General features: G+C 68.2%; 15 protein-coding genes. 5 read left to right on the top strand and 10 right to left on the bottom strand.

The features are described from left to right. Positions 1-122 precede the first annotated feature (122 nt). The 7 genes from NX784_RS00730 to NX784_RS00700 all read right to left on the bottom strand — a co-directional run bounded on the left by NX784_RS00730 (position 123) and on the right by NX784_RS00700 (position 7922). A complete protein-coding gene (locus NX784_RS00730; protein ID WP_258814759.1) occupies positions 123-1496 on the bottom strand; it encodes a GH1 family beta-glucosidase in 1374 nt (457 codons plus the stop codon). 98 nt (positions 1497-1594) lie between these two features. Next, complete coding sequence (locus NX784_RS00725; protein ID WP_258814758.1) at positions 1595-2623, bottom strand: LacI family DNA-binding transcriptional regulator; 1029 nt, start codon at positions 2621-2623, stop codon at positions 1595-1597. A gap of 72 nt (positions 2624-2695) precedes the next feature. Next, entirely contained in the window at positions 2696-3748 is a 1053-nt protein-coding gene (locus NX784_RS00720) for an ABC transporter ATP-binding protein (protein WP_258814757.1), read from the bottom strand. A gap of 3 nt (positions 3749-3751) precedes the next feature. Then, positions 3752-4690, bottom strand: coding sequence for a carbohydrate ABC transporter permease (locus NX784_RS00715; protein ID WP_258814756.1), 939 nt, complete (start codon positions 4688-4690; stop codon positions 3752-3754). Continuing rightward, positions 4687-5562, bottom strand: coding sequence for a carbohydrate ABC transporter permease (locus NX784_RS00710; RefSeq protein WP_258814755.1), 876 nt, complete (start codon positions 5560-5562; stop codon positions 4687-4689). Before NX784_RS00710 ends, NX784_RS00715 begins: the two co-directional genes overlap by 4 nt. Position 5563: 1 nt before the next feature. After that, complete coding sequence (locus NX784_RS00705) at positions 5564-6805, bottom strand: ABC transporter substrate-binding protein (protein ID WP_258814754.1); 1242 nt, start codon at positions 6803-6805, stop codon at positions 5564-5566. A gap of 172 nt (positions 6806-6977) precedes the next feature. Then, on the bottom strand, positions 6978-7922 hold the full coding sequence (locus NX784_RS00700; protein ID WP_307735675.1) for a LysR family transcriptional regulator: 945 nt from the start codon (positions 7920-7922) through the stop codon (positions 6978-6980). Positions 7923-8030: 108 nt separating this feature from the next. Between NX784_RS00700 and NX784_RS00695 the strand changes: the two genes are divergently transcribed. From NX784_RS00695 to NX784_RS00680, 4 genes are all read left to right on the top strand, one after another. Continuing rightward, complete coding sequence (locus NX784_RS00695) at positions 8031-9122, top strand: porin (RefSeq protein WP_258814752.1); 1092 nt, start codon at positions 8031-8033, stop codon at positions 9120-9122. Between the two features lie 11 nt (positions 9123-9133). Continuing rightward, the gene (locus NX784_RS00690; protein ID WP_258814751.1) at positions 9134-9919 is read left to right on the top strand and encodes a substrate-binding domain-containing protein; all 786 of its coding nucleotides are present in this window, start codon (positions 9134-9136) and stop codon (positions 9917-9919) included. A gap of 21 nt (positions 9920-9940) precedes the next feature. Further along, complete coding sequence (locus NX784_RS00685; protein ID WP_258814750.1) at positions 9941-11269, top strand: MFS transporter; 1329 nt, start codon at positions 9941-9943, stop codon at positions 11267-11269. Positions 11270-11347: 78 nt separating this feature from the next. Further along, a complete protein-coding gene (locus NX784_RS00680) occupies positions 11348-12202 on the top strand; it encodes a cupin-like domain-containing protein (protein ID WP_258814749.1) in 855 nt (284 codons plus the stop codon). A gap of 1 nt (position 12203) precedes the next feature. Here NX784_RS00680 and kdpE read toward each other — a convergent pair whose 3' ends face one another. Then, positions 12204-12902: a two-component system response regulator KdpE gene (gene kdpE / locus NX784_RS00675; protein WP_258814748.1), complete on the bottom strand. Its 699-nt coding sequence runs from the start codon at positions 12900-12902 to the stop codon at positions 12204-12206. Then, positions 12892-14925, bottom strand: a complete 2034-nt coding sequence (locus tag NX784_RS00670) for an ATP-binding protein (protein WP_258814747.1) — start codon at positions 14923-14925, stop codon at positions 12892-12894. Before NX784_RS00670 ends, kdpE begins: the two co-directional genes overlap by 11 nt. 145 nt (positions 14926-15070) lie before the next feature. On the opposite strand from NX784_RS00670, the gene NX784_RS00665 reads away from it, so the two are divergent. Beyond that, positions 15071-17032 (top strand): APC family permease, encoded by a 1962-nt coding sequence (locus tag NX784_RS00665; RefSeq protein ID WP_258814746.1) that lies wholly within the window; start codon positions 15071-15073, stop codon positions 17030-17032. A gap of 52 nt (positions 17033-17084) precedes the next feature. On the opposite strand, the gene NX784_RS00660 is transcribed toward NX784_RS00665, so the two are convergent. Further along, positions 17085-18569 (bottom strand): tryptophan halogenase family protein, encoded by a 1485-nt coding sequence (locus tag NX784_RS00660; protein WP_258814745.1) that lies wholly within the window; start codon positions 18567-18569, stop codon positions 17085-17087. Between the last annotated feature and the right edge of the window lie 40 nt (positions 18570-18609).

The following is an 18609-nucleotide window of genomic DNA, read 5'->3' as shown; positions in this document are numbered from 1 at the left end:
GGTGTCTCCGGTGGTGTCGTTATGGGTCTGCGGTTGTGGTTGGAAACGATTCCAACCACGTTGGCAGATTATTCAATGCAAACACCCGCGCTGTCAATCACCCGTTGCGAAAGGCCCGCCGATCAGTTCCGGCCCAGGAAGGCGCGATACCACTTCGCGCTGTCCTTCAGCCGGCGCTGCTGCGTCGCATAGTCCACGTGCACGAGGCCGAAACGGCGCAGATAGCCTTCCGCCCACTCGAAGTTGTCGAGCAGGCTCCAGGCGAAATAGCCTTTCACGGGCACGCCGTCAGCGACGGCCTGGCGCAGCGCGGCCAGATGGCGCATCAGGTAGCGCCGCCGCGCCGTGTCGCGCACGGCACCGTCCGTGCCGACGACGTCGTCGTAGCAGGCGCCGTTCTCCGTCACGTACAGCGGGCCGGGACGGTAGTCGCGGTCGACGCGTGCCAGCAGTTCCGCGAGGCCCTGCGGCGCCACTGGCCAGCCCAGCGAGGTCGTCTCGCCTTGCGCCGGCAGCACGCGCGTGCCGAGCGGGCCGTGGCCCGGCGCATCGGCGACCGTCTCCGGAAAGTAGTAGTTCACGCCGAGGAAGTCCGTCGGCGCGGCGATGGCGTCCATGTCGCCGGGCAGCACGACGGGGGCTGCCTCCCCCACCTGTGCGAGCGTAGTGGCCGGGTAGCCGCGGCCATACAACGGGTCGAGGAACCAGCGGTAGCGCATACCGTCATGGCGCTCCATCGCCGCGACGTCGCGCGGGTCGGCGCTCGCGGACCGCAGCGGGTGCAGGCTCAGGGCGATGCCGACCTTCGCATCCGGCACGATCGCGCGGATCAGCGGGACAGCCTTACCGTGCGACAGCAGCACGTGGTGCGCCACCTGCAGCGCCGTGCCGAAATCCTTGAGGCCGGGCGCATGCCAGCCTTCGTAATTGCCGAGGATCGCCGTGCACCACGGCTCGTTGTGCGTGATCCAGTGCGACACACGGTCGCCCAGGCGGCGCGTCATCGCATCGGCGAACTCGAGGAACGCATCGACGGTGCTCCGCGCGGCCCAGCCGCCGCGGTCCTGCAGCCATTGCGGCAAATCCCAGTGATACAGCGTGGCCCAGGGCTGCAGGCCCCGCTCCAGCATGCCGTCCACGAGGCGCGAATAGAAATCGAGGCCCTTTTCGTTTGGCCTGCCGCTCGTGCCGTCGAAGATCCGCGGCCACGCGATCGAAAAGCGGTACGCGTTCAGCCCCAGGTCGCGGCCGATGTCCAGGTCCTCGGGCCAGCGGTGGTAGTGGTCGCACGCGACGTGGCCGGACGAGCCGTCGCGGATCGATCCGGGTGTCGCGGCGAAGCGGTCCCAGATCGATTCGACGCGGCCGTCGACGGCACCCGCGCCCTCGATCTGGTACGAGGACGTGGCGCAGCCCCACAGGAAATCGGCGCCGAAGTCGGCGCGCCGGGGTGCATGGGGTTCGTCCGCGCCCGGCGGGAGGTCGTTGTTGGTCATCGTAGTCGGTTTATCGTTGTTGTGATTGGAAAGCTTTCCATGACGGCACCGAAAAAAGGCGCGCATGGAGTCGCGCGCCCCGGGGTGCCGGTGCTGTATCAGGCGGCCTTGCGCCTCCCGCCGGGCGCTGCGGCCAGCGACGCCCGTTGCGTAAGGCTGACGGGGAATTCGCGTGTGACGGGTCGGCGCAAGTCGTAGCACAGGTTGAGCAAGGCGTTGATGCCGTTCTGCGTCATCTCGCGCCATGGCATGTGCACGGAGGTCAGGCGGGGTGCGGAGAATTCGGCGCTCGGCGTGTCGTCATAGCCCAGCACGGACAGGTCGTGCGGCACGCGGATGCCGGCCTCCTGGAAGTATGACAGCGCGCCCACGGCCATCTCGTCGTTCGCGCAGAACAGCGCCGTGCACGGATAGCCGGAATCGACCAGCTGCTTCGCGGCGGCCCAACCGCCCGCCGGCGAAAAGTCGCTCTCCAGGCGCCACACCTTGTCCGGGTCGATGCCGTTGTCGCGCAGCTCGCTCATGAAGCCGGCGATACGGGCGCGGTTGTCCTCGAGCTGGCGCGGGCCTTCGACGACGGCGATCTTGCGGTGCTTGTGGTCCAGCAGCGCACGCGCGGCGAGGCGGCCGCCCAGCGTGTGGTCGACGGTGAAGCACTGGTCCGGCATCGAATCGAAGCTGTGGTTCAACGCGACGAGCTGCCCTGCCTTCGCGCCCAGCGCGGCGACATCGTCTTCCTGCAGCGCGCTCGTCATCACGACGAGACCGTCGCACCCGCGCTCCACGAGGAATTCGATGCCCTCGACGGCCTGGCGACGCTCGTCGCCGAGGCCCACGCCGAACGCGAGCACCATGTGGACGCCGGCGGTGCGCAGCTCCGTGTCGATGATCTGCAGGATGGGCGTATAAAACGTCCCGCTCAGCACGGGGATGTACACGCCGACCATGCGGCTTGTGCCGGACAGCAGCGCGCGTGCCGCATGCGACGGCCGGAAGCCCAGTTCGTCGATCGCCTTCTTCACGCGGGCCAGCGTCGCCGGCGACACCGATCCCTTCCCGCTCACCACGCGCGACGCGGTGCCGAGGCCCACGCCGGCCAGCTTCGCTACGTCCTTGATAGTCGCCACAAACTCTTCCTCAATGCTGATGATTCACGGGCCGCCGACGCGGCGCACCCGAAGGATACTGCATCCGCGCCGTCACAGTCGATTTCCCGTCTGCGCATCGAACAGCGATACCCGCGCCGCATCGATGGCGAAGTCCACGCGGTCGCCCGGCGCATGGCGGCACGCGTCGTGCACAAGCGACGCGAGCGTTGCGCCGCCGCAGCGCAGCCAAACGACATGGTGATTGCCCATCGGTTCGACCAGGGTCACCTCCCCCGCCATGGGGCCATCGGCGCAGAGCGTCACGTGTTCGGGCCTGACGCCCAGCACGGCCGCCCGTGCCGCGCCCGCCGTCGCGCAGGCGGGCGCGAGCTCGATGCCGTCGCCCGTAAAACGTCCGGCGCCATCGAGCGTGCCGTCGACGAAGGCCATCGCCGGCGCGCCGAGGAAACCGGCGACGAAGCGGTTCGCGGGACGCTCGTAGACGTCGAGCGGCGTCCCGATTTGCCGGACCTCCCCTTTTTCCATGACGACGATGCGGCTCGCGAGCGTCATCGCTTCCACCTGATCATGGGTCACATAGATCATCGTCGAGCCCAACGTCCGGTGCAGCACCTTCAGTTCGCGCCGCAGTTCGGCGCGCAGCTTGGCGTCCAGGTTCGACAGCGGTTCGTCGAACAGGAAGACCTGCGCCTCGCGCACGAGCGCGCGCCCGATCGCGACGCGCTGGCGCTGCCCGCCGGACAATTGCGCGGGCTTGCGGCGCAACAGGACATCCAGCTGCAGCATCGCGGCGGCGCGGTCGACGCGGCGGCGTATCTCGGCCTTCGGCGTGCCCGCGATGCGCAGGCCGAACGACATATTGTCTTCCACCGTCATCGTCGGATACAGCGCGTACGACTGGAACACCATGCCGATTCCGCGCTCGCTGGGGTCCGCATCCGTCATGTCGCGGCCGCCGATCTCGATGGCGCCGGAATCCGCGTCGACGAGGCCCGCGATGCTGTGCAGCAGGGTCGACTTGCCGCAACCGGAAGGCCCCAGCAGCACGAGGAATTCGCCCGGTTCGACGGCGAGGTCGAGGTCGCGGATGATGGGCTTGCCGCCCAGGACGATGTTCAGTTTGCGCAGCGAGACGTTGGCCATCCCTTATCCTTTCACGGCACCCGCGGCGATGCCGCGCACGAACCAGCGGCCCGAGACGAAGTACAGCGCCAGCGGCACGAGCCCCGTGAGGATCGTCGCCGCCATGTTCACGTTGTACTGCCGGGTGCCCGTCGTCGTGTTGATCACATTGTTCAGCTGGACCATCATCGGCATGTGGTCGCGTCCCGCGAACACGAGGCCGAGGATGTAGTCGTTCCACACGCCGGTCACCTGCATGATGGCGGCAACGACGACGACGGGCAGCGACATCGGCAGCATCACCTGCAGGAAGATGCGCCAGAAGCCGCCGCCATCGATGCGCGCCGCGTGGAACAGCTCGTGCGGCACGCCGCAGTAGTAATTCCGGAAGAGCAGCGTCATCACAGGCATGCCGAAGACGAGGTGCACGAGGACGATTGCCGGGAGGCTGCCGAAGATGCCGGCCAGCGCCAGTACGCGCACGAGCGGGTAGATCATCACTTGCACCGGCACGAACGCGCCGGCCATCAGGATCGCGAACAGCACGTTCGCGCCGCGGGGGCGCCAGAACGACAGCGCGTAGCCGTTCACGGCGCCCAGCAGGATCGGCAGAATCGTCGACGGCACGGTGATGGCGACGGAATTCCAGAATCCCGTGCGCACGCCGTCGCACGCGGCGCCCGTGCACACGCCGCTCCACGCGAGGCGCCACGGCTCGAGCGTCGCAGCGTGCGGCAGCGCGAAGATGCCGCCCTGGCGGATCTCGTCCATCGTCTTCAGCGACGTCACGACCATCACGTAGAGCGGGAGCAGGAAGAACAGCGCGGCGCCGAGCAGGAAGACGTACAGGCCGATGCGCGCGGGCGTGAGGCGCCGGCGCGCGCGGCGCACCGCAGGCGCGGGCGCCGTGTGCGCGGACGGTGCCGGCGCGGCCAGCGGCGGTGCGGTCGTCTCGGGGTTCATGCGGCCTCCTTGCGGCTGCGGGCATACGCATACGGCGCGAGCAGCGCCAGCACCGGCACGAGCAGCACGATCGCGCCGGCCGAGGCGAGGCCCACGTTCGAGCGCAGGAACAGATGGTCCATGATGAACTTCGCAGGCACTTCGCTGGCGATGCCCGGCCCGCCCTGCGTCATGGCGACGACGGCGTCATACAGTTTCGCCACCGCGGTCGCGAGCAGCAGCAGGACGGTGGCGATGGTCGGCCACAGCATCGGCAGCACGATCTGGGCGTACACGCGCCAGGCGGGGATGCCGTCCAGCCGCGCGGCCTTCCAGATTTCCGGATCGATGCCGCGCAAGCCTGCGAGCATCAGCGCCATCACGAGGCCGGACGCCTGCCACACGGTCGCGGCGACGACGGTGTAGATCGCATCATCTTGCGACACGATCCAGTCGAAGCGCACGTGCGTGAACCCGAGGGAACGCAACGCGCCATCGACGCCGTCGCCGGGCGTCAGCAGCCATTGCCACACGAGGCCCGTGGCAACGAACGACATCGCGTACGGATACAGGAAGATCGTGCGGAACACGCCCTCGCCTTTCACGTTCTGGTCGATGAACACGGCGAGTAAGAAGCCGATGACGAGGCTCGCCAGCACGAACAGCACGCCGTACGCGGCCAGGTTGTGCAGCGACAGCATCCAGCGCTCGTTGTCGAACAGGCGGTGGTATTGCGCGAAGCCGATGAAGTGCCCGGACGGGAACGTGCGCGAGCCCGTCAGCGAAATATAGAAGGTCCACAGGCCGGCGCCGAGGTAGCCGAGCGCCGCGACGATGGCCATCGGCAGCAGCGCGGCGAATGGCGTGGCACGGGAGAGAGAGCGGCGCGCCATGTCAGTAGCGCAACGCCGAGGCGATGCTGTTCTGCGCCCGCTCGACGGGCATGTCGGTGTTCCAGAACGCCGTCAGGACGTCCTGCAGCGCGCCGTTCTGGTCGGGCGACAGATAGATTTCGGGCACGCCGACGGGCCGCCGCGGGTCGCGCAGGATCGCCATGCCCTGGCGCGCGCACGCGTCGAACCCACTGTCGTCCGCATCCAGGCGCACGGGGATCGAGCCTTTCAACTTGTTGAACGCGCGCTGCACGGCGGGCTTGGCGACGACGTCCACGAGCAGCTTCTGCGCGCGCAAGGTGCCCGCCTCAATCGTTTTCGGGAACACGAACACGTCGCCCTGGATCAGGTAGGGCGTGTCCGCCGAGAGTCCCGGCAGGCAGCCGAACTGCCGTCCTGGCGCCTGGCCCGCGGCGATGAATTCCCCCTTCGCCCAGTCGCCCATGATCTGCATGCCGGCCCTGCCGGCAATGACGAGCGCCGTCGCATCGTTCCAGTTGCGGCCCGGCGACGCGGGATCGACATAAGCCTGCAGGCGCTTGAACGCGACGAGCACCTTGCGGAAGGCGTCCGACCGGATGGCCGCCTGGTCGCGGTCGCGGATGACTTTCAGGTACAGGTCGCGCCCGCCGAGGTTAGCCAGGACCATCGAGAACAGCAGGTTCTCCTGCCACGCCTGGCCGCCGTGCGCGAGCGGGATCAGGCCGGCGGCCTTCAGCTTGTCGAGGTCCGCGAACAGCTCGTCCATGCTCGCGGGCTCGCGCGCGATGCCGGCCTTCGCGAACGCGGCCTTCGAATACCAGATCCACGTCAGCATGTGGAGGTTCATCGGCACGGCGTACCAGTGGCCGCGCACCTTGATGACGTCGACGATGGGCGCCGGCAGCACCTGGTCCCAGTGGTCGCGCCGGGCCACGTCGTCGACGGTGCCCAGCATGTCTTCCTCGATGATGTCCAGGAACTGCTTCGACGTGTTGAACTGCGCCGCAGTCGGCGGGTTGCCGCCGATGATGCGGTTGATGGTGACGGCGCGCGACTGGTCGCCGCCGGCGATGGCGGTATCGACCCACGTCCCCCCGGCGTCGCGGTAGGCCTGCGCCACCTGCTTCACGGCGGCCGATTCGCCGCCTGACGTCCACCAGTGAATCACCTCGGCCGTCGGCCCGGGGGATGCGGCGGATGCGGCGGATGCGGCGGACGCGCACAACCACGCGCACAGCAGCCACCTGCGGGTTCCGTACATGCTGTCTCCGTTATGGCGTCCTGGCGGGGCCGGCGCCTTGTTCTGGTCTGTCGCGGGAAGCATGGAAACGTTCCCATGACAGCTGCCCGACTATAGCACCGGGCCAAAATCGGTGTCAAACATCAACCTGGGATTGTCCTACAGCCGACCTGCGGCGGCGAGTGGATTTGCATTAAAACAACGCGCCGGCCGCCGGAGCGCCGGCCGCCGGGTCTTCCTGCACTTTCACGAGCGCGTCCTGCAACATGCCGAACAGCGTCCGCGCCGCCGGCGCCATCGTGTGATTGCGCTTGCTGATCAGGCCAAGGGTGCGGTGGATCGCCGGGTTCACGAGGGGCACGCCCACGATCGTGTCCGGCCGGCCCGGCAGCACGGACAGGCCCGGCACCGCTGCGACGCCCATCCCGGCTTCGACGAGGGCCAGCACGCCGGACACGTGGTTCACCTCGCACAGGATGACGGGATGCTTTTCGACGCCGGCCAGCGCCGCGTCGATGACGCTGCGGTTGCCGCTCGACTTCGCGACGGAGATATAGCGCTCGCCCACCGTGTCCTTCCAGCTCAGCGACTCACGGTCCGCCAGCGGATGATCGTGCCGCATCGCCAGCACATAGCTCTCCACGTAGATCGGCTCGAACACGATCTCCGGGTCCGCCGCGCCCGTGAAGTTGATGCCGAAGTCCGCCTCGCCCGCGAGCACGAGGTTCAATACGTCCTGCGCGCTCTCGTCGTGCACGCGCACGCGGATGCGCGGGAAGCGCTCGCTGAAGTCTTTGAGGACGGCAGGCAGGAAATGCCAGACGGCGGACGGCACGCAGGCCAGCGTGACCGTACCCGTCCGGTGCGCGGCCAGGTCGGCGACACCGAGCACGGCGTCCTCGAGGCCATCGAGTGCCGTGCGCACGTTGACGAGGAACGTCTGCCCCACGTTCGTCAACTGCACGCGCCGCGTCGTGCGCTCGAACAGCTTGACGCCAAGCCCCTCCTCCAGCTTGTCGATGCGCCGGCTCAGCGCCGATTGCGAGAGGAACAGGTCGTCCGCCGCCTGCCGGAAGCTGGCGCGTTCGGCCACGGCGACGAACGCCTGCAAATCGTGCAGATCGTAATTGATGCGCATGATGCATTAATCCGCTTGAAAATTGCAATTATCAAATTATGCCATCGGGCGCATGATTCGACCACTCAACCACTGCCTCGACAAGAAGGCATCCAACAAGGAGACACCGTGCGCCATTCCTGCGCCCTCACCATCCTGCTCGCGACGAGCGGGACCTGCCTGGCCCAGTCCGGCATCAACCTGTACGGCATCGTCGACGTGGGCGTCCGCGCCACCGACGGCCTCGCCGCCAACAATGCCGCCGCGCCGGCGGGGAGCACCACCTCGATAGGCAGCGGCATCGACCAGACCAGCCGCTGGGGCATCAAGGGCGCCGAATCGCTGGGCGGAGGCTGGCGCGCCATGTTCCGCCTCGAAGGCGGCATCAATGCGGACACGGGGTCGCAAGCCAAGAGCGACCGCCTGTTCGACCGCCTCGCGTACGCCGGCTTCGAATCGCCGTACGGCACGCTCGCCTTCGGACGCCAGGCCAACCTGATCTCCGACGCCCTCGTCGCCGTCGACCCGCTGGGCAAGCGCTTCGCGTCGTTCAACCCGAACGTCAACGTGGCGGGCCTGAGCAACACGGCGTTCGGCACCCACTCTTTCGGCCGCCAGTACGGCCCGAGCGGCTATGCGGACAATTTCTACCGCCTCGACAACACGATCAAATACACCGCGACCGTCGGCCCGTGGCAGGCGCGCGCCGCGTATTCGGCGGGCGAAGTGGCGGGCGATTCGTCCGCGTCGAGCAGCCACGGCGTGGCGCTGGCCTACGTGCGTCCGGACTTCGCCCTGTCCAGCGCGACGATGCAGTTCCGCAGCCGCGAAGGCCTGCCCCTCGATGCCTGGTCGCTGGGCGCAGCGACGCACCTCGGCGCGTGGCAATTCAAGGCCAACGCGGCGCACAACGTGGCCGACACGGGACCGGGCAAGTCGGTGCACCAGCGCGTACTGTCGGCCGGCGCGAGCCACCCCATCTGGCGCGACGTGCTCGTGACGGCGGCCTGGTACAGCGTGCGGCGCGAAGCGACCGCGTTGCGCGACGACGGCTTCGACCGCGGTTTTCTATTCATCGAAAAGGCGCTGGCACCGCGCACTACCGCGTACGCCGAAGCCGACTACACCGTATGGCGCGGCGACGCTGCAGGCCTGACGGCAGGACGCGCGAACGACCACCACGGCACCGGCCTCACACTGGGCCTCATGCACAAATTCTAAAAGGAGCACGTATGCGACCAAACTTTCTGAAGCACAAGGCGCTCGCCGCCCTCGCCGCATTTGCGCTGAGCGCAGCGGCCCACGCCGCCGACCTGCACGTCGTCAGCTCCGGCGGGTTCGCCCAGGCCTACAAGGACCTCTCGCCGCAATACGAGCGCGCCAGTGGCGACCATCTCGTCTCGGAATGGGGCCCGTCGATGGGCGCGACGAAGAACGCGATCCCGGCCCGCCTCGCGCGCGGTGAGCAGATCGACGTCGTGATCATGGTCGGCGACGCGCTCGACAAGCTGATGGACGAAGGCCGCTTGGAACCAGGCAGCAAGGTCGTCCTGGCCAACTCGCCCATCGCCTGCGCCGTCAAGCACGGCGTCCCCATGCCGGACATCCATACCGTCGACGGCCTGCGCCAGGCCTTCCTCCACGCGCACCGCGTCGCGTACTCCGACAGCGCGAGCGGTGAATACATCAAACACCAGCTGCTGGAGAAGCTGGGCATCCGCCAGCAGATGGAAGGCAAGGCGGCGCAGATTCCCGCCACGCCGGTGGGCGAGATCATCGCGCACGGCGAAGCGGATTTCGGCTGCCAGCAGCGCAGCGAACTGAAACCCGTGCAGGGGATCGACGTCGTCGGCGTGCTGCCGGCCGAGGTGCAGCTCAAGACGGAATTCTCCGGCGCCGTCGTGCGCGGCGCGCGCAACCCCGAGTCCGCGCGCGCGCTGCTGCGCTTCCTGGCGGCGCCCGCCAACGCCGCCGCCATCGAGGCCACCGGGCTCGAACCCGTCGCGGCCACGCATTAAACACGATCAGCAGAGGTCATCATGACTATTCACTCCACCGCCAACGCCCACACCGCCGCACCGGCCGCATCCGCGCCGGCGCGCCCGCCGTCGAAGCTGGCCACGGTCATCCGCGTCACGAGCGGGAACTTCATCGAAATGTATGATTTCTTCCTGTTCGGCTTTTACGCGAACCAGATCGCGCGGGCGTTCTTTCCGGCGACGAGCGACTACGCGGCGCTGATGATGACCTTCGCCACATTCGGCGCCGGCTTCTTCATGCGGCCGCTGGGCGCCATCTTCCTGGGCAGCTACATCGACCGCATCGGCCGCCGCAAGGGCCTCGTGCTCACGCTCGGCATCATGGCGTCCGGCACCGCGCTGATCGCGTTCGTGCCCGGGTATGCCACCATCGGCCTGCTCGCGCCGTTGCTCGTGCTGATCGGCCGCCTGCTGCAGGGCTTTTCCGCCGGCGTGGAACTGGGCGGCGTCTCCGTGTACCTGTCCGAGATGGCGACACCGGGCAACAAGGGCTTCTACGTCAGCTGGCAATCGGCCAGCCAGCAGGTCGCCGTGATCTTCTCGGCGGCGCTCGGCTATGGCCTCAATCACGCCATGCACAAGGACGTCATCGCCGATTGGGGCTGGCGCATCCCGTTCTTCGTCGGCTGCTCGATCATCCCCGTCGTCTTCTATATCCGCCGGTCGCTGCAGGAAACCCAGGCGTACCTGCAACAGAAGTCGCACCCGACGTTCCGCCAGATGATGCGTACGATCGCGCTGAACTGGCCCCTCGTGACGGTGGGCGCGATGCTGGTCGTGATGACGACGGTCGCGTTCTACCTGATCACCGTGTACACGCCCACGTTCGGCAAGAGCGTCCTCAAGCTGAGCACCGAGGACAGCCTGCTCGTCACCCTGTGCATCGGCCTGTCGAACTTCATCTGGCTGCCGCTGATGGGCGCCGTGTCGGACCGTATCGGCCGCTGGCCCGTGATGGCCGTCTGCTCCGCGCTGGCCGCGGTGACGGCCTACCCCGCGCTGTCGTGGCTGATCGCCCATCCGAGCTTCGGCAATATGCTGATGATCGAGCTGTGGCTGTCGTTCCTGTACGGCAGCTACAACGGCGCCACCATCGTCGCGCTCACGGAGATCATTCCCGTGCAAGTGCGCACGACCGGATTCTCGCTCGCGTACAGCCTCGCGACGGCGCTGTTCGGCGGCATGACGCCGCTGCTGTCCACGTGGCTGATCGACGCGACCGGCGACAAGGCGGCGCCCGGCTACTGGATGGCCTGCGCCGGTGCGATCAGCCTGGTGGCCACCTTCCTCGTGTATCGCGGCATCGTGAAGGAGCGCGTCGCAGCCTGACGCGCGCTTGCCCCGCCGGCGCGCTTTCCCGTATGATGCGGACCCGACCCCGCAAGCACGACGTACGAGACCGCGCCGGTGACCCAGCCCCCTACTTCCTCTCCCGATCCTCGCGCGCACAAGGCCGCGCGCGTGCGCTGCGTGACATCGATCGCCGCGATGCGCGCCGCCATCCGCACTGCGGCGCGCGACCTGCCGCCCCTGCTGGCCGTGCCCCGCACGACGATGCCCGGCCGCGCCGCGTTCCAGGCCCGTGCGGCCGAAGGACTCCCCTTCATCGTCACGGGTCTCGTCGACCGCTGGCCGTTGTGCACCGTCACGCGCGACGTGCTGCGCGAACGCTTCGGCGACGTGCCCGTGCGCGCACGCGTCGGCGACTACATCGGCACGGCGTTCGCGCCGGACCGCGCGATGCAGGACATGACGTTGCGCGCCTACCTCGACCTGGTCGCCGCCGGCACGGAAGCGCTGCCCCCGTACGTCGGCAACCTGGAAATCGCCGCGTTGAACGGCATGTGCCACTGGCCCGGCTATTTCAGCAAGATGGGCCCGCCGCGCTTCTGGCTGGGCCCCGCCGGCACGGTCACGCCGCTGCACTGCGACTACGACGACAACATCTTCGCGCAGGCGCTGGGCACGAAACGGATCTTCCTCGCGCCACCCCATCACGACGAATTCCTGTACACGCGCGAGGCGAATCCCGTGCTGCACGGCTCCCCGTTCGATCCCGAAAGCCCGGACTACGACCGCTATCCACTCGCACGCCAGGCCGCCATCGTCGAATGCACGGTCAGTCCCGGCGAGATGCTGTACGTGCCGGCCGGGTGGTATCACCAGGTGCGGGCGCTGACGTTTTCGCTGTCCGTCAACCGCTGGGCGCGGGCGCTGCCGCTCGCGCTGAAGGACGACCCCGCGCTGCGGCGGCCGGACTAGCTCAGGGCTGCAGGCGGTAGCCGACCGCCGTCTCCGTCAGCAAATGCCTCGGCTGCGCCGGGTCGTCTTCCAGCTTCTGGCGCAAATGACCCATGTAGATGCGCACGTAGTGGCCGTTGTCCGCGTTCGACGGCCCCCACACCTCGCGCAGCAGTTGCGGCGCCGTGACGACGCGGCCCACGTTCGCGAGCAGCACGGACAGCAGCTTGTATTCGGTCGGCGTCAGGTGCACGGGCTGGCCGTCGCGCTGCACGGTGCGCCGGTGCAGGTCCACGTCGACCTTGCCGAACGTGACCCGCGCGGACGTGTCGCCGCCCGCCTTGTGCTGGCGCCGCAGCGCCGCGCGCACGCGCGCGAGCAGCTCGCCGATGCCGAACGGCTTCGTCAGATAATCGTCCGCGCCGGCATCGAGCGCCGTGATCTTGTCCGCCTCGTCGATGCGCGCGGAAAGGACGATGATCGGCACGGGACTCCAGCCGCGCACGTCGCGGATCAGTTGCAGGCCGTCGCCGTCCGGCAGGCCGAGGTCGAGGATGATCAGGTCGGGCGTGCGCGTGCCGGCGTCGATCAGGCCGCGCTTCAGGGTTTCGGACTGGTGCACCTGCCAGCCCTCGCCCTCTAGGGCCATGCGGACGAAGCGGCGGATCTGCGGCTCGTCCTCGACGATGAGGGCGACGGGTGCGGCGGTTTCATTGCTCATGCTGGTCGATCGGAAGGTCGTTGGAATCGGTGTCGCGCGGATCGGGTTCGCCATCCGGCAGCGGCGGCGGCTCGCCCAGCGGCAGCGTGAATTCGAAGCAGGCGCCGGCATCCGGCAGGTTGCGGGCATGCATGCGGCCGCCGTGCGCTTCGACGATGGCGCGGCAGATGGCGAGGCCCAGTCCCACGCCGGCGATCGACGATTCCTGGCGGCCGCGCACGAATTTCTCGAACAGTGCGTCCTCGCGGCCCGCCGGCAGGCCGGGACCGTCGTCGCAGACGGCCACGCGCAGTTCGCCGTCCGCCGCGCGCGCGACGACGGTGACGCGCGCGTGCGACGGCGTGTACTTGCCCGCATTTTCCAGCAGGTTGCACAGCACGCGTTCCAGCAAGGTGGCGTCGAAGCGCACGAGCGGCAGGCCGCGCGGTATGTCCGTGCCCACCGTGCGCGTCCCCAACTGCCAGCGGCAGATGCGCAGCGCGCTGCCGATCGTTTCTTCCACGAGCTGCCACTGCAGGTTCAGCTTCACGCCACCGCTCTGGATGCGCGCCATGTCGAGCAGGTTCGCGACGAGGGTGCTCATGCGCCGCGCTTCGTCGCGCAGCGCGTTGGCCAGTTCCAGCTGCGCGGCCGCGAGCGGTGGCCGCGACAACGTCAGCGACTCGGACAGGCCGACGAGCCCCGTCAATGGCGTGCGCAAGTCGTGCGACAGCGCAGCCAGCAGCGAATTGCGCAGGCGCTCGCCTTCCATGCGCACGACGGCGTCCTGCGCCACGTCGACGTAATGCACGCGTTCCAGCGCGATGGCGGCCAGCGCGGCGAAGGCGTCCAGCAGTTCGCGCCGTTCCGGCACGAGCAGCGCCGCGACGTCCGGCACGCGCACGGCGAGCACGCCGCGCGACCGCATCGGCGCCAGCAGCGGCAGGTACAGATACGGATTGCTGGGCAAGGTGGCCGTACCGGCGCCGGCAGGTGCCGCGTGATCGAACGACCACTGGGCTGCGGCCATGTCCAGCACGCTCAGCACGGGCGGCCGGTCTTGCGCGTCCGCGTCGGCGTCGGGCCAACGCAGGCGGCCGTTGTCGTCCGGCAGCAGGATGGCGGCGCGCGCGTCGAAGGTGCGGGCGAGGAAGCGCCGCGTGATCTCGAACACCTGCTCCGTCTGCAGCGCGACGGACAGCGCACGGGCGAATTCGTACAGCGCGCGGGTGCGGGCCTCGCGTCCGATCGCGGCCTGCGCCTGTTCGCGCAAGTCGGACGTCAGCCGCGCCGTGATCCAGCCGACGGCCAGCATCACCGCCAGCGCGACGGCGTACTTGAATTCGCTGACGTCGTACTGGCGGCGCGGCGCGGCGGCGACGAGCGCGCAAAAGCCGACGAGCGTCGCGGCGATGGCGGGACCGCGCCCGAGGCGGATGGCGACCAGTACCACCGTCAGCAGGAACAGCATGGCGACGTTTGCCACGTCCAGCAGCGGGAGCAGCGGCAGCGCGACGATCGCGGTCGCGAGGCTGGCGCCGGCGGCGGCCAGGTAGCGGTGCGGTGCGAGCGCACCATCCACATGCGCGTCCGCTGCGGCTCCGGCCGCGGGCTGCGCGCCACCGGATGACGCCACCTGGACGAGATCGAGGCCGGGCGCCGCCTGCGCGAGCCGCTGCGCGAACGGGGCGCGCCACCACGAGGTTGTTCCGTCGCGTGCCACCACGGCCGTCGCGCAGCCGTGGCGGCGCGCGTAGCCGGCGACGACGGCCGCCGCATCATGCCCTTCCAGCACCGCGGTCACGGCACCTTGCGCGTGCGCGCGGCGCAGCAGTTCGAGCGTGCAGAGGCGCGCGGCCTCGCCGCGCCGGCGCGTCTGCGCGTTCTCGACGAGCACCGCGTGCCACGGGCCGCCCGTGAGCGTCGCGAGCCGCGCGGCCGCGGCCACCGCGGCCTCGTCGGCCGGACCGGCGCCGAGCACGGCCAGTACGCCATGGCCCGCCTGGGCAAAACCGGATGGATTCGGGATGTCGGAACTCTGCATGCGTGGATGGTAAGCGATCGCCCGTAAAAGCGGCATAAAAATCACCACGTTTACGCGGCGTTTACACCGCCCCGCCCACCATTTACGACAATTTTCAGGGCACGGCCCTATCGTGGGCGCCTTGTTCCACGACCCGTTCGCACCCATGGCATCCACACTTTCCACTTTGCGCACCGCCCTGCTCGGCCGGCCCCTCGACCCGCTGCGCCAGGATACGCGCCACTCCCTCACGCTCGCCGCCTTCCTCGCGTGGGTCGGCCTGGGTGCGGACGGCCTGTCGTCGTCGGCCTACGGTCCCGAGGAAGCGTTCAAGGCGCTGGGCGGCCACGCCCACTTCGGCCTGTATCTGGCGCTGGCGACGGCGGCCACCGTCTTCATCATCGCATTCGCCTACAACCAGGTGATCGAACTGTTCCCGACGGGTGGCGGCGGCTACCGCATCGCCACCGTCCTGCTCGGGCCGCACGCGGGCCTCGTGTCGGGCGCCGCCCTCGTCGTCGACTATGTGCTGACCGTCGCGATCTCGATCGCAAGCGGCGTCGACGCGCTGTTCTCGCTGCTGCCGCTCGCCTTCCAGACGTGGAAGCTGGGGACGGAGCTGGGGCTTGTCGTACTGCTGCTGTGGCTGAACCTGCGCGGCGTGAAGGAATCGATCAAGGTGCTGCTGCCGATCTTCCTCGGCTTCGTCGTCACCCACTTCCTCGTGATCGTGTACGGCGTCGCCGTGCAGGCCGGCCACATCCCCGCGCTGCTGCCCGACACCGTGCGCGAAACGACGGGCCTCGCCGGCGAGACGTCGTGGTTCTTCACGCTCGCGCTGCTACTGAAAGCCTATTCGCTGGGCGGCGGGACGTACACCGGAATCGAGGCCGTGTCCAACAACGTGAACTCGCTCGCGGAACCGCGCGTGCGCACGGGCCGCATGACGATGCTGTACATGGCCTGCAGCCTCGCGTTCACGGCCGGCGGCATCATCTTCCTGTACCTGCTGTGGCATGCGACGCCGCAGGACGGCCAGACCTTGAATGCCGTCGCCTTCCGCGCGATCCTCGCGCATGCGGGCCTTACCGGTCCGCTGCTGGGCATCGTCCTCGCCGTCACCTTGGCGTGCGAAGCCGGCCTGCTGCTCGTCGCCGCAAACACCGGCTTCCTGGGCGGCCCCGCCGTGCTGGCCAACATGGCACAGGATTCGTGGGTGCCGCACCAGTTCCGCTACCTGTCGAGCCGCCTCGTCACGCAGAACGGCGTGCTGCTGCTCGGTGTCGCGGCCGCCCTCGTGCTGCTCGCGAGCGGCGGCCGGGTCGACCTGCTCGTCGTCCTGTACAGCATCAACGTGTTCCTCACGTTCAGCCTGTCCTTGCTGGGCCTGTGCCGCTACTGGCTACGCCACCGCGGCGACGCCGGCTGGATGCGCCGCCTGCTGCTGTCGCTGAGCGGCCTGGCCGTCACCGCCAGCATCCTCGTCGTCACCGTCGTGGAAAAATTCATGGAAGGCGGCTGGGTCACGATCGTGCTGACGGGCCTCGTCGTCGCGCTGTGCCTCGCCGTGCGCGCGCACTATGCGGACACGCGCGCGCGCATCGCCGACGTCGACCGCGTGTTCGCGGCGCAGCCCGCGGGCCCGTGCACGGACACGCCGGCACCGGCACCGGATGCGCCGACGGCCGTGTTCATCGTCGGCAGTTCGCGCGGCGGCGGCCTGCACGCGCTGCTGTGGGTGCAGCGGATGTTCCCCGGCCACTTCAAGAACGTCGTGTTCGTGGCCGCGCGCGCCGTCGATGCGCACGCCTATGGCGGCGAAGGCGAGATCGAGGTGCTGCGTGCGAAGGCCGAGGCGACGCTCGACGACTTCGTGGGGTTTTGCCGCAGCCACGGCATCCCGGCCACGTCGCGCCTCGGTTTCGGGACGGACGCTGTCGCCACGTTGACCGAGATGTGCCGCGACCTGGCCAGCGACTTCCCGCACGCCGTGTTCTTCACGAGCCGCCTCGTGTTCCAGCGCGATAACCTGTTCACACGGCTGCTGCACAACCAGGCAGCGCTTGCGATCCAGCGCCGCCTGCATTTCGACGGCTTGCAGATGATCATCCTGCCGATGAAGGTATAGGATCGGGATAGCGGCGGCCAGCTAGTCTGGATGCCAGCACGACAGCGCCGGCTTATCTCCCCGGCACTCTGTGCAGGTAAGCGGCGTGGGTCGGCATCGAGGCCACGTAGGCGTTGATCTGGTCGCGTCGCTGGTGCAGGCCGCGCAGCGCTTCCTCGAACGGCACCTCGTTGATCACAGGGTCCAGTCGTTCGGGCCAGTTCTCCATGCCGGCATAGATCGCCAGCCAGCTTTCGGGCACGAAACCGTCTTCCTTGTATTGGTTCAGCTCGCCGGTCTGGCGCCAGACATGCATCCTGAAGGCCAGCGACTCGGGCAACTCCATGCTGGACACGTCGCGCCACAATTGGCTGTCGCGCCGCTCGGTGAGGCAATAGTGCAGGATGATGAAGTCGCGGATGTTCGCGAACGCCTTGAGCATGTTCTTGTTGTAGTCGTTCACGGCGGACGCGGTGGGCTGCTTGCCCGGCACCAGCAGGTCGATCATCTTGAGCAGGCCGCGCTGGATCAGGAAAATGCTCGTCGATTCAAGCGGCTCCAGGAAACCCGACGACAAGCCCAGCGCAACCACGTTGTGGACCCAGAAGCGCTCGCGATGGCCCGTGGTAAAGCGTAGCAGGCGCGGTTCGGCCAAGGCCGGGCCTTCGAGTTGCTCAAGCAATTGCTCGCGCGCGCGTTCCTCATCGATGTAGCGGGTGGAAAACACATGGCCGTTGCCGATGCGGTCGGTGAGCGGAATCCGCCAGGCCCATCCCCCTTCGAGCGCTGTCGCGATGGTGTGCGGGGTGAGCTCGGTCCCGCTCGGCTCGCAGGGCACGGCCCAGGCCCGGTCGACCGGCAGCCAGTGGCTCAAATCGACAAACGGCTCTTCCAGCGTGCGACCCAGCAGCAGGGAAGTGAAACCGGAGCAGTCGATGAACAGGTCGCCCGCCACGTCGCGGCCATCTTCGAGCTTCAGCCGGTCGACGCCGCCATCGGCGCGCCGCGTGGCACCGACGATGCGCCCTTCGGTGCGCCGCGCGCCGCGCTTTTCCGCGATGGCGCGGAGGAACCTGGAGTAGAGGACGGCATCGAGATGGTAGGCGTAGGTAAACAAATTGCTCTGTTCCGAGGGCGGCTTGACGAAGCGGCCCTGCATGGCCATCACGCTGGCCAGGCAATGCTCACCCAGCACGCCCAGCGCCGGATCGTTTACCCGGCGGTACTGGCTCCACAGGGACGTGGGACCGGCGATGTCGGCGAAATTGCCAAAGGTATGGAAATAGTGGTGGTTCTCCGTGCGCCAGTTGCGAAACTCGGCGCCCACTTTGAAAGTACCGTTGGTGGCGCGCAGGAACTCGGTCTCATCGATGCCGACCCGTTCATGAAAAAGGCGGATGAATGGAAAGGTGGCCTCGCCCACGCCCACAATGCCGATCTCTTCCGATTCGACCAGTTCAACCTCGCTGCCCGGTAGCAATGTCGCCACCGCAACCGCGGTCATCCAGCCGGCAGTGCCGCCGCCGACAATGACAATGCGTTTGTAAGCCGTTTGCAATTCCTGTCCCCTATTTTGGTAAAAAAGGCGGCCGAAGCCG

This window comes from Massilia pinisoli, from assembly GCF_024753285.1.
Classification (GTDB): Bacteria; Pseudomonadota; Gammaproteobacteria; order Burkholderiales; family Burkholderiaceae_D; genus Telluria; species Telluria pinisoli.
Note: the sequence above shows the minus strand (reverse complement) of the source record. Positions and strands in the feature narration are given on the sequence as shown.